This window comes from Kitasatospora sp. NEAU-CNBT7, assembly GCF_057220535.1.
On record NZ_JBXQQB010000005.1, the window covers coordinates 113,950 to 126,567 of the forward strand.

The window sequence follows — 12,618 nt, forward strand, 5'->3', positions numbered from 1 at the left end:
TTGGCCACGGACGTTCGCCTGTACGAAAGATCCCCGTGGTCAGTCGCACGCCCCGAGGGGACACAACGTTGGCATGCGAGTCGCCATCGTCACCGAGTCCTTCCCCCCCGAGGTCAACGGCGTCGCCCACAGCGTGCTGAGGACAGCGGAGCACCTGGTCCGCCGCGGCCACGAACCGTTGGTCATCACCCCGGCCCCGGCCAGGGGCGCCCACTGCCCGCCGCACTCCTTCGGCCCGGACTCGACGCCGCTGCCGGTGGTCCGGGTGCCGTCGATCCCGCTGCCGGGCTACCCCCAGGTCCGGGTCGCGCTGCCGAGCAGGCGGCTGGCCGAGGCCGTCGCCGACCACCGGCCCGACCTGGTGCACCTGGCCAGCCCGTTCGTGCTCGGCGCGCGCGGCGCGAAGGTGGCCGAACGGCTCGGCCTGCCCAGCGTGGCCGTCTACCAGACCGACCTGGCCGGGTACGCCCAGGCGTACCGGGTGGGCCGGGGCATCGGCTCCGCGCTCGCCTGGGCCCGGATCCGGGCGGTGCACGGCGCCGCCACCCGCACCCTGGCACCCTCCACCCCGGCCGCGCAGGACCTCACCGCCCACGGCGTCCCCCGGGTCCGGCTGTGGCCGCGCGGCGTGGACTCGGTCCGCTTCCACCCCGCCCACCGCGACGAGGCACTGCACCGCACCCTGGCCCCCGGCGGCGAACTGCTGATCGGCTACGTCGGCCGGCTCGCCCCCGAGAAGCGGGTCGACCTGCTGGCCGGCGCCTGCGAACTGCCGGGCGTACGGGTGGTGGTGATCGGCGACGGCCCCAGCGCCCCCGCACTCAAGGCCGCCATGCCCAAGGCCCTGTTCCTCGGCCGCCGGACCGGCGCCGAGCTCGCCCGCTACTTCGCCACCCTGGACCTGTTCGTGCACACCGGTCCGCTGGAGACGTTCTGCCAGACCATCCAGGAGGCGATGGCCAGCGGCGTCCCCGTGGTCGCACCCGCCGTCGGCGGCCCGCTCGACCTGGTCGGCCACCACCGCACCGGCCTGCTGGTCCCGCCCCGGGACACCGCCGCCGTCACCCGCGCCGTCGCCGAACTGGCCGCCGCCGGCCCCGAGGTCCGGACCGGCTACGGCCGGGCCGGCCGCGCCGACGTCACCGCCCGCACCTGGGAGGCGGTCGGCGACCTGCTGCTGCGCCACTACACCGAGGCCATCGCCGAGCACCACGGCGGCCCCGTCCAGGCCCTCCACCCGGCGGCCGGCACCCCCGCCACCGTGCCCGCGCCCACCGGCCAGATCCCCGCGCAGGCATCCGCCGGCACCCAGCTGCCCGAGGAGCTCCCGGCATGACCCCGCCGCACGACGGGCTGCGGATCGTCCGGGTGGCCAACTTCGTCACCCCGGTCTCCGGCGGCCTGCGCACGGCCCTGCGCCACCTCGGCGAGGGCTACCTCGCCGCCGGCCACCACCCGGTCCTCCTCGTCCCCGGGCCGCGCGCCGCCGACGAGTGGACCTCCCAGGGCCGGGTCATCACCCTGCCCGGCCGGCCGATCCCCGGCAGCGGCGGCTACCGGCTGCTCACCGACCGGCGCGCCGTCGCCCGCACCCTGGCCGGCCTGGCCCCCGACCGGCTGGAGGTCTCCGACCGCACCAGCCTGCGCTGGACCGGCGCCTGGGCCCGGGCCCACGGCGTCCGGTCGGTGATGGTCTCGCACGAGAGCGCCACCGGACTGCTCGGCACCTGGGGCCTGCCGCCCGGCCCCGCCCGCACCCTCGCCGACCGGCTCAACACCAGGACCGCCCGGGCGTACGACACCGTGCTGTGCACCACCGCCTGGGCGGCCGCCGAGTTCGAACGGATCGGCGCCGCCAACCTGGTCCAGGCACCGCTCGGCGTCGACCTCGAGCAGTTGCACCCCGACCGCCACGACCCCGAGGTCCGGGCCCGCTACGCCGACCCCGGACAGGTCCTGCTGGTGCTCTGCTCCCGGCTGTCCCCCGAGAAGAAGCCCGAACGGGCCGTCGAGGCGCTCGCCGTCCTGCGGCGCCGCCACCGGATCCCCGCCGTCCTGGCCGTCGCCGGCGCCGGGCCGCTGCGCCGCCGGCTCCAGGCGCGCGCCGCCGAACTGCGGGTCCCCGTCCGGTTCCTCGGGCACCTCGGCACCCGCGCCGAGGTCGCCGCGCTGCTCGCCGCCGCCGACGTCGCCATCGCGCCCGGGCCGGTGGAGACCTTCGGGCTGGCCGCCCTGGAGGCGCTCGCCTGCGGCACCCCGGTGGCCGTCAGCCGCTCCTCGGCGCTGCCGCCGATCGTCGGACCGGCCGGCCTCGCCGCGGCCGACACCGGCGAGGCCTTCGCCACCGCCGTCCGCGACCTGCTCGAGCGGCCGGCCGCCGAACGCCGCGCCGCGGCCCGCGCCAGGGCCGAACACTTCGGCTGGGACTCCGCGGTCGCCGCCTTCCTCGCCGCCCACCGGGTACCGCTGCCGGCGGACGCCGCGCAGGCCGCGCCATGACCGCGGCGGTCCGGTTCACCGCCCTCGGCGACTCCGTCACCGAGGGCGTGGGCGACCCCGTCGCCGACGGCTGGCGCGGCTGGGCCGCCATGCTCGCCCCCAGCCTCTCCCCCGGCCCGGTCGAGTTCCGCAACCTCGCCAACAGCGGCGCGCTCAGCCACGACCTGACCGCCGTTCAACTGCCCGCCGCCCTCGCCCTGCGGCCCACCCACGCCGCCGTCCTGATCGGCGGCAACGACACCCTGCGGGCCGGCTTCGACATCGCCCGCACCGCACGCCACCTCGACACCGCCCTCGCCGCACTGCGCGACCAGGGCGCCGTCCTGCTGACCGCGTGCCTGCCCGACCCCGGGCGGCTGCTGCGGCTCCCGCCACCGCTCGCCCGGCCGCTCGCCCGCCGGATGCGGGCCGTCAACACCGTCGTGCACGCCCTCTCGCTCCGGTACGGCGCCGCCCACCTGCACCTCGCCGACCTGCCCTGGCTCACCGAACGCGCGCTGCTCAGCGTCGACCGGCTGCATCCCAGCGCGGCGGGGCACCACCGGATCGCGCGCGAGTTCCACGCCCTGCTCACCGCCGGCGGCGGGCAGCTGGGGGACGCCCCGGCGGCGAGCCTGTCCGCGGCGGCGCCCGGGTTCGTCGCCGACCTGCGCTGGATGGCCACCCAGGGCACCCGCTGGGTCGCCGCCCGCTGCACCGACCTCCTCCCCGGCCTGCTCCTCCTCGCCACCCGCGAGACCCGCCACCTCCTCCTCGGCACCTCCGCCCGCCTCGACACCGAAGCCACAGCCGCCACCGCAGCAGCCCTCCGCAGCGCGGCCACCTGCGCGCAGCGGTACGGCAACGGCGCAACGGCCACCCCACCCCCCAAGGCAACCCACGGCACCACCTCAGGGGCGCGAGGAACTGCGCGCAGCGGCAGGCATCCCACCTGAACAACGGCAACGGCGCCGCCCTGGAGCCGCGCCCCGGCACCACCTCAGGGGCGCGAGGAACTGCGCGCAGCGGCAGGCATCCCACCGGAACAACGGCAACGGCGCTGCACCCACCCCACCGTCGCCGACCCCGCACCCGCTACCTCCCGCCCTCGCGCAGTTCCCCGCGCCCCCAAAAAACAACCCCGCGCCCCCAGAAGCAGCCCCGCGCCCCCAGAGACAACCCGCGCGCTGCGCCACGCCGGGGGTCCGGGGGTTCGGGGAGTCGTACCGGTGTTGCACTCTGCGGCGCTTGGAGTGCAAGGAGTGAAAGGTCACACCGGTTCGTTGTACAGCCGCACGTGAACGGGCTCTAACCTTCCCTCATGACGGTCTCGCCCGAAGGGCTCTCCCTGGCCGCCGAGTTCCCGGATGCAAGCCGTGAGCAGTGGCAGCGCCTGGTCGAAGGTGTGTTGCGCAAGTCCGGTAAGCAGGACGTGACCGGTACGCAGGCGGAGGACGCCCTCGCCACCAAGCTGGAGGACGGCCTCACCGCCCGTCCGCTGTACACCGCCGAGGACGCACCCGCCGGGGCCGGGTTCCCGGGCTTCGCGCCGTTCGTCCGGGGTGGCCGGCCGCAGGGTTCGGCCGTCTCGGGGTGGGACGTGCGCCAGCGGCACACCCATCCGGACCCGCGGACCTCGAACGAGGCGGTGCTCGCCGACCTGGAGCACGGGGTGGGCTCGGTCTGGCTGGAGCTGGGCCGGGACGGTCTGCCGGTCGCCGCGCTGCCCGAGGTGCTGGAGGGCGTGTACCTGGACCTGGCGGCCGTGGCGCTGGACGCCGGGGCCGAGTTCCCGGCGGCCGCCGAGCGGCTGCTGGCGCTGTACGCGGAGCGCGGGGTGCCCGCCGAGGCCGCCACCGGCACGCTGGGTGCGGACCCGCTGGGCCTGCTGGCCCGTACCGGGGACGACGCGCCGACCGCCGGGCTGCTCGCCGCGGCCGCCGCGCTGGCGGTCCGCGTGCACGAGGGCTTCCCGGGCCTGCGCGCGATCACCGTCGACGCGCTGCCGTACCACGAGGCGGGTGCCTCGCCCGCGCAGGAGCTGGGCTGTGCGCTGGCCGCCGGTGTGGCGTACCTGCGGGAGCTGACGGCGGCCGGGCTGGACGCGGACGCGGCCGCCGGGCAGCTGGAGTTCCGGCTGTCGGCCGGGGCGGACCAGTTCCTGACCATCGCCGCGTTCCGGGCGGCGCGCCGACTGTGGGCGCGGGTGGCCGAGGCGTCGGGGATCTCCTCGCCGGCCGCCGCGCAGCGCCAGCACGCGGTCACCTCGGCGGTGATGATGACCGAGCGCGACCCGTGGGTGAACATGCTGCGCACCACCGTCGCCTGCCTGGCCGCGGGCGTCGGCGGCGCGGACGCGGTGACGGTGCTGCCGTTCGACAGCGCGCTCGGTCTGCCGGACGCGTTCGCCCGCCGGATCGCCCGCAACACGCAGGCGATCCTGCTGGAGGAGTCGCACCTGGCGCGGGTCGTCGACCCGGCCGGCGGTTCCTGGTACGTGGAGCGGCTGACCGACGAGCTGGCGCACGCCGCCTGGTCGTGGTTCCAGGAGATCGAGCGGGCCGGCGGCCTGCGCGAGGCGCTGCGCTCGGGTCTGGTCGCGGACCGGATCGGCGACACGTGGGCGCGGCGCTCGTCGGCGCTGGCCCGCCGCAGGGAGCCGATCACCGGCGTCAGCGAGTTCCCGAACCTGGGCGAGCAGCCGCTGGTGCGCGAGGCGGCCCCGGCGCCGCTGACCGGCGGTCTGCCCCGGGTGCGCCGCGCCGAGGCGTACGAGGCCCTGCGGACCCGTTCCGACCTGCACCGGGACGCCACCGGCGCGCGGCCGCGGCTGTTCCTGGCGGCGCTGGGCCCGGCGGCGGCGCACACCGCGCGGCTGACCTTCGCCGCCAACCTGTTCCAGGCCGGCGGGATCGAGACCGTCGTCGGCCAGGGCACCGACCCGGTCGCGCTCGCGGAGGCGTTCGCCGCGAGCGGCGCCGCGGTGGCCGCGCTGTGCTCCAGCGACGCGCTGTACGAGGAGCACGCCGCACCGGTGGCCGCCGCGCTGAAGGCGGCCGGCGCCGCCCGGGTGCTGCTGGCGGGCCGGCCCGGCGAGCAGGAGACGGCGTACCGGCAGGCCGGGGTCGACGAGTTCGTCAGCGCGGGCGGCGACGCGGTCGCCGTCCTCACCTCCCTGCTCGACCAGATCGGAGTGGCCCGATGATCCCCGACTTCACGGAGATCGGACTCGACGCACCGGGCGGCCCGGCGGCCACCGGCGAGCAGTGGCGGGCGGCCTGGCAGCAGGCGACCGGCAAGGACGTCGAGGAGCTGGTCTGGGAGACCCCGGAGGGCATCGGCGTCAAGCCGCTGTACACCGCCGAGGACCTGGCCGGGCTGGACTTCCTGGCCACCTATCCGGGTGTCGCGCCGTTCCTGCGCGGCCCGTACCCGACCATGTACGTCAACCAGCCGTGGACGGTCCGGCAGTACGCGGGCTTCTCCACCGCCGAGGAGTCCAACGCCTTCTACCGGCGCAACCTGGCGGCCGGTCAGAAGGGCCTGTCGGTCGCCTTCGACCTGCCGACCCACCGCGGCTACGACAGCGACCACCCGCGGGTGACCGGTGATGTCGGCATGGCGGGCGTGGCGATCGACTCGATCTACGACATGCGCCAGCTGTTCGACGGGATCCCGCTGGACCGGATGTCGGTGTCGATGACCATGAACGGCGCGGTGCTGCCGATCCTGGCGCTGTACATCGTGGCGGCCGAGGAGCAGGGGGTGGCGCCCGAGAAGCTCGCGGGGACCATCCAGAACGACATCCTCAAGGAGTTCATGGTCCGCAACACCTACATCTACCCGCCGCAGCCGTCGATGCGGATCATCTCGGACATCTTCGCGTACACCTCGCAGAAGATGCCGCGCTACAACTCCATCTCCATCTCCGGGTACCACATCCAGGAGGCCGGGGCCACGGCCGACCTGGAGCTGGCGTACACGCTGGCGGACGGGGTGGAGTACCTGCGGGCGGGCCTGGGCGCCGGGCTGGACGTGGACGCGTTCGCGCCGCGGCTGTCGTTCTTCTGGGCGATCGGCATGAACTTCTTCATGGAGGTCGCCAAGCTGCGCGCGGCCCGGCTGCTGTGGGCCAAGCTGGTCAAGCAGTTCGACCCCCAGAACGCCAAGTCGCTGTCGCTGCGCACCCATTCGCAGACCTCCGGCTGGTCGCTGACCGCCCAGGACGTGTTCAACAACGTCACCCGCACCTGTGTCGAGGCGATGGCCGCCACCCAGGGCCACACCCAGTCGCTGCACACCAACGCGCTGGACGAGGCGCTGGCGCTGCCGACCGACTTCTCGGCCCGGATCGCCCGCAACACCCAGCTGATGCTCCAGCAGGAGTCGGGCACCTGCCGGGTGATCGACCCGTGGGGCGGCTCCGCGTACGTGGAGAAGCTCACCCACGACCTGGCGGCCCGCGCCTGGCAGCACATCCAGGAGGTGGAGGCGGCCGGCGGCATGGCGAAGGCGATCGACGCCGGCATCCCCAAGCTGCGCGTCGAGGAGGCCGCGGCCCGGACCCAGGCCCGGATCGACTCCGGCCGCCAGCCGGTGATCGGCGTCAACAAGTACCGGGTCGCCAACGACGAGCAGATCGACGTGCTCAAGGTCGACAACTCCTCGGTGCGCGCCCAGCAGATCGAGAAGCTGCGCCGGCTGCGCGCCGAGCGCGACGAGCAGGCCTGCCGGGCCGCGCTGGACGCGCTGACCCGCTCCGCCGAGCAGGGCGCCAAGGGCGGCGGTTCGCTGGAGGGCAACCTGCTGGCGCTGGCCGTGGACGCGGCCCGGGCCAAGGCCACCGTCGGGGAGATCTCGGACGCCCTGGAGAAGGTCTACGGGCGCCACTCCGGCCAGATCCGTACCATCTCCGGTGTGTACCGCGACGAGGCAGGACCGTCCACCGGGGTGGAGCGCACCCGGGCGCTGGTCGAGAGGTTCGAGGAGGCGGAGGGCCGCCGCCCGCGCATCCTGGTGGCCAAGATGGGCCAGGACGGGCACGACCGCGGCCAGAAGGTGATCGCCACCGCCTTCGCGGACCTCGGCTTCACGGTCGACGTCGGCCCGCTGTTCCAGACCCCGGCCGAGGTCGCCCGGCAGGCGGTGGAGGCGGACGTGCACATCGTCGGCGTCTCCTCGCTGGCCGCCGGGCACCTGACCCTGGTGCCCGCGCTCAAGGCCGAACTGGCCGCCGCCGGGCGCGAGGACATCACCATCGTGGTCGGCGGCGTGATCCCGCCGCAGGACTTCGACGCGCTGTACGAGGCCGGCGCCACCGCCGTCTTCCCGCCCGGCACGGTCATCCCGGACGCGGCGTACGACCTGCTGAAGGCGCTGGCCGCCGACCTCGGCCACGAGCTCTGAGGCCGCCGGGACGATGCCGCCGCGGACGATCGACGTCGACGCCTACGTCAAGGGTGTGCTGGAGGGCTCGCGGGCGTTCATCGCGCGGGCCATCACGCTGGTGGAGTCCACCCGGCCCGACCACCGGGTGCTCGCCCAGCGGCTGCTGATCGAGCTGCTGCCGCACGCCGGCAAGGCGGTCCGGGTCGGCATCACCGGTGTGCCGGGGGTGGGCAAGTCCACCTTCATCGAGGCGCTGGGCACCCTGCTGACGGCCCGCGGCCACCGGGTCGCGGTGCTCGCCGTCGACCCCACCTCCAGCCGCACCGGCGGCTCCATCCTGGGTGACAAGACCCGGATGGAGCGGCTCGCGGTGGACCCGAACGCCTTCGTCCGGCCGTCCCCGACCTCGGGGACGCTGGGCGGGGTGGCCCGGGCCACCCGGGAGTCGATGGTGGTGATGGAGGCCGCCGGGTACGACGTGGTGCTGGTCGAGACGGTCGGCGTCGGCCAGTCCGAGACCACCGTCGCGGGCATGGTCGACTCCTTCCTGCTGCTCACCCTGGCCCGTACCGGCGACCAGTTGCAGGGCATCAAGAAGGGCGTGCTGGAGCTCGCCGACCTGGTCGCCGTGAACAAGGCGGACGGGCCGTTCGAACGCGACGCCAAGGCCGCCGCCCGCGAACTGGCGGGCGCGCTCAGGCTGTTGCAGCCACCGGACGCGGTCTGGACGCCGCCGGTGCTCACCTGCAGCGGGCAGGACGGCAGCGGCCTGGAGGAGCTCTGGGACCGGCTGGCGCAGCACCGGCTGCTGCTGGAGACCACCGGGGCGCTGGCCGCCAAGCGGCGCGACCAGCAGGTCGACTGGACCTGGTCGATGGTCCACGACCAGCTGCTGTCCGCCCTGCACGAGCACCCGGTGGTCCGGCGGATCGCCCCGGAGCTGGAGCGCCGGGTCCGCGAGGGCACGCTGACCGCGACGCTCGCCGCCGAGCAGATCCTGGACGGTTTCGCGGGTCCCGCCGGCTGACCGGCCGGACGGCCGACGGGCCGGGCGGGGATCCGCCGGACCTCCCCCCGGGGCGGCCGCGGCGGGGGCATCCTGGAGGCAGCCCCCCGATGGTCCCCGGGAGAAGGAGCACCGCGTGACACCGACCCGCCCCGTACCGGCCTGGCTGTCCGACGCCGTCCTCTACCAGATCTACCCGCAGAGCTTCGCCGACTCCGACGGCGACGGCATCGGCGACTTCGCCGGGATCACCGAGCGTCTGGAGTACCTGGCCTGGCTCGGCGTCGACGCCGTCTGGCTCAACCCGTGCTTCGCCTCGCCGTTCGGCGACGCCGGGTACGACGTCAGCGACTACCTGGCCACCGCGCCGCGCTACGGCGACGCCGCGGCGCTGGCCGAACTGACCGACCGCGCCCGGCGGCTGGGGATCCGGGTGCTGCTCGACCTGGTCGCCGGGCACACCTCCGACCGGCACCCCTGGTTCCTGGCCTCGGCCGACGACCCCGCGGACCACCGCTACATCTGGGCCGACCACCCCGCCGAACGCTTCGTCCGCTCCCCCGGCCGCCGCCCCGGCTGGTACCTGCCGAACTTCTTCGACTTCCAGCCCGCGCTCAACTTCGGCTACGCCAGGCCCGATCCGGCCGAACCGTGGCGCCAGGGCGTCGACGCCGAGGGCCCGCGCGCCAACCGCGCCGCGCTGCGCCGGATCATGGCGCACTGGCTGGGGCTCGGCATCGCCGGCTTCCGCGTCGACATGGCCTCCTCGCTGGTCAAGGACGACCCGGGCAAGGCCGAGACCGGCCGGCTCTGGAACGGGCTGCGCGGCTGGCTGGACGCCGAGCACCCCGATGCCGCCCTGCTCGCCGAGTGGGGCGACCCGGCGCGCGCCGTGGCGGCCGGCTTCCACGCCGACTTCCTGCTGCAGTTCGGCGGCGAGGCCGACGGCCGTCCGCTGCGCTCGCTGTGGCACAACGGCACCGGCACCGACCAGGACGGCTGGCCGTCCGAGCCCTGCTACTTCGACGCCGAGGGCAAGGGCGACATCGCGGTCTTCCTGGACGCCTGGCGCACCGCGGACCGGGAGGTCGGCGGGGGCGGCCGGATCTCGCTGCCCACCTCCAACCACGACTTCTCCCGGCTCGCCTGCGGGCCGCGCACCCGCGACCAGCTCGCCCCCGCCTTCGTCTTCCAGCTCACCTGGCCCACCCTGCCGGCCGTCTACTACGGCGACGAGATCGGCATGCGGTACGTCCCCGGCCTGCCCGACGTCGAGGGCAGCGTGCTCGGCCCGCGCTACAACCGGGCCGGCTGCCGCACCCCGATGCAGTGGGACGCCACCGAGGGCGCCGGCTTCTCCACCGCGCACCGGCTGTACCTCCCGCTCGACGACGCCCCCGACCGCCCCGACGTCGCCACCCAGCGCGCCGACCCGGGCTCGCTGCTGCACCTGGTCCGCCGTCTGATCGTGCTGCGCCGCGCCCGTCCCGCCCTCGGCGCCGACGGCCCGGTGGACGTGCTGCACGCCGGCTACCCGCTGGTCTACACCCGCGGCGGCCGCTTCCTGGTGGTGGTCAACCCGCGCCGCGACCCGGCCGTCCTGCCCGCCCCGGGTCCGGCCCCGCGCCGCGCGCTGGAGGTGCGCGGCGTCACCGCCGACGCGACGGAGATCCGCGCCGAGGGCTTCTCGTACGGGGTGTTCGAACTCTGACCCGCGGCCGGAAGGTTCACCCGGACACCGCAACCATCGCATGATCGACTCGTTGGATGATCTGCACCGCACGGCCCCCGGCCTGCGGCGCACCGCCTTGACGCGCCGACCGAAAGCCGCCACCGATGGACCGTCAGACCCTGCGCCGTACCGCCGAGGCCGCCGCCGCCCGGACCGTCGGCCGGCGGCGGCCGGGCGGACTGCCCGGGGCCGAGGCCGTCCTGGTCCGCCAGTACGGCCGGCTCGCCCGCCTCGCCTATCTGATCGTGCCCGCCGAACTCGACCGCCGCAGGCGGCTGCTGGCCGCCCACGCGGTGGTCCGGGCGGCGCTGCCCGGCCGCTGGGGCGTCGGCTCCCCGGACGCCGAGCAGGTCTACGCGGTGCTGCGCGGCCGGGTGGTGCGCGGCGCCCTGCGGTTCACCCGCGGGCAGCCCCGGCTGCTCCCGCGGGCCTGGGGGCTGCGGCTGTTCACCCCCGACGGCGGCCCCGCCGAACTCGCCGTGGACCGCGCGCTGACGGGGGTCCCGGCGGCCGGGCGGGCAGCCTACGCGCTGCGCTTCGCCGAGTCGCTGGGGCCCGAGGAGACGGCCCGGGTGCTGGCCGCCGCCGGCGTCGCCGATCCGGCCGGCGCGCTCCGGCAGGCCGACCGGCTGCAGGCCGACGCCCCGCTGCCCGAGGGGCAGTTGGCCACGTCCCCGCGGTTCGATCCGTGCACCGTCCGGGTCCGGCCCGGGGACCTGCTGCGGCAGCGCCGGACGGCCCGGCTCGCGGCCGGCGGGGCGCTGCTGCTCGCGCTCGGCTCGCTGTGGGCCGTACCCGACGGGCCGTCCGCGCCCGCCGGGCGGCCGGTCTCGGCCGACGCCGCGGTGCGCCCCGACGCGCCCGCCCGGCCGCTGCGGGCCGCCGCCGACCTGTGGCAGCGCACCGCGCGGCTCGACCTGTCCGCCTGGCCCGCCCGCGGCGACCGGATCGGCGACGACGCGCTGATCGGCCGCGCGCTGGCCGCGTGGCGGGAGGGCCGGCTGCAGATCGAGCCGGGCACCGACGTCTCGGGGCCCGCGGGCACCCCGCAGCTGCTGTTCGCCGGTCTGGTGGACGGGACGCCGGTGGTGGTGCTGTACGACGGTGCCCGGCTGGCCCGTTTCACCGACGGACCGCTGGGCGGTCTGATGCTGGCCCGCGCCGACGACTCGGACGTGGTCACCGGGGCGGCGCTGGTGCTGCGCCGGGACGGTGCCGGGGCCCGCTTCCTGCTGGCGCCCTGGGTGGAGAGCGCCGAGATCCGCCGGCTGCGCGCCCCGGACACCCCGGCGGCCGCCCTGCGGCCGGTCGACGGGGTCACCGGGCCGGTGCCCTCGGCCGGTTCGGCGGGCTGCCTGGACGGTGCGGTGCTGCAGCTGCGGTCCTCCCGGGCGGTCGCGGAGAAGCACGCCTTCCTGCTCGCCGACGTGGGCGGTCTGCTGCCCGCCCACCTGACGTACACCCCGCCGCCGCAGCAGGGCGAGGCCCGCGCGCCGCGCGAGGCGACCGGTAGCGACGCGCTGCTCACCTGGGCCCGGACCGCCTGCGAGGTGCCGGAGCTGCGGCCCGGGGTGAAGGCGCTGAACGCCTGGGCGTTCGCCCGCCAGGACCTGCCGCAGCAGGCGGGCACCGCCACCTGGGTGTGCCTGCGCACCGACCGCTGGACCGGCACCGGCTCGGCCGCCACCGAGCTGCTGCTGCCCGCGGGCCGGCCCGACGAGCCCGCGCGGCGCACCGCGCTCGCCGAGGGGCGCGGCTGCAGCCGGTTCGACCAGAACACGCTCGGCTGGACCGTCTGGCGGGCTCCCGACGGGCACGAGTACCTGCTGGCCGCCGGCAGCCGCCGGGTCGCCCGGATCTCGGTGAGCGGCCCGGGCGGCGCCGCCGACCGGCCCGTCCCGGACCGCACGCTGGCCCTGGAGGGCCCGCCCGGGGAGCGGCCCGAGGTGACGGCGGCCCTGGACGACGGCACCCGGATCGCCCCGCTGTCCTGACGCCGCCGCACCTCGGCCGC

The 12,618-nt window shown here is 76.1% G+C and carries 8 protein-coding genes; all 8 read left to right on the forward strand.

All coding sequences use genetic code 11. The annotated features are described in order from the left end of the window. Positions 1-73 precede the first annotated feature (73 nt). The 8 genes from AC2TEW_RS08860 (at position 74) to AC2TEW_RS08895 (ending at position 12,598) form a co-directional block, all read left to right on the forward strand. Positions 74-1,336, forward strand: coding sequence for a glycosyltransferase family 4 protein (locus tag AC2TEW_RS08860; protein ID WP_484622790.1), 1,263 nt, complete (start codon positions 74-76; stop codon positions 1,334-1,336). Next, on the forward strand, positions 1,333-2,499 hold the full coding sequence (locus AC2TEW_RS08865) for a glycosyltransferase (RefSeq protein ID WP_484622791.1): 1,167 nt from the start codon (positions 1,333-1,335) through the stop codon (positions 2,497-2,499). Before AC2TEW_RS08860 ends, AC2TEW_RS08865 begins: the two co-directional genes overlap by 4 nt. After that, positions 2,496-3,434, forward strand: a complete 939-nt coding sequence (locus tag AC2TEW_RS08870; RefSeq protein ID WP_484622792.1) for an SGNH/GDSL hydrolase family protein — start codon at positions 2,496-2,498, stop codon at positions 3,432-3,434. Before AC2TEW_RS08865 ends, AC2TEW_RS08870 begins: the two co-directional genes overlap by 4 nt. 365 nt (positions 3,435-3,799) lie before the next feature. Then, a complete protein-coding gene (gene mutA / locus AC2TEW_RS08875; RefSeq protein WP_484622793.1) occupies positions 3,800-5,683 on the forward strand; it encodes a methylmalonyl-CoA mutase small subunit in 1,884 nt (627 codons plus the stop codon). Further along, positions 5,680-7,884 carry a methylmalonyl-CoA mutase gene (gene scpA / locus AC2TEW_RS08880; protein WP_484622794.1) on the forward strand — a complete coding sequence of 735 codons (2,205 nt, stop codon included), beginning with the start codon at positions 5,680-5,682 and terminating at the stop codon, positions 7,882-7,884. Before mutA ends, scpA begins: the two co-directional genes overlap by 4 nt. A gap of 13 nt (positions 7,885-7,897) precedes the next feature. Beyond that, positions 7,898-8,893 carry a methylmalonyl Co-A mutase-associated GTPase MeaB gene (gene meaB / locus AC2TEW_RS08885; protein WP_484622795.1) on the forward strand — a complete coding sequence of 332 codons (996 nt, stop codon included), beginning with the start codon at positions 7,898-7,900 and terminating at the stop codon, positions 8,891-8,893. Between the two features lie 115 nt (positions 8,894-9,008). Next, entirely contained in the window at positions 9,009-10,583 is a 1,575-nt protein-coding gene (locus AC2TEW_RS08890) for an alpha-amylase family glycosyl hydrolase (RefSeq protein WP_484622796.1), read from the forward strand. Between the two features lie 125 nt (positions 10,584-10,708). Then, the gene (locus AC2TEW_RS08895; protein WP_484622797.1) at positions 10,709-12,598 is read left to right on the forward strand and encodes a hypothetical protein; all 1,890 of its coding nucleotides are present in this window, start codon (positions 10,709-10,711) and stop codon (positions 12,596-12,598) included. Positions 12,599-12,618 lie beyond the last annotated feature (20 nt).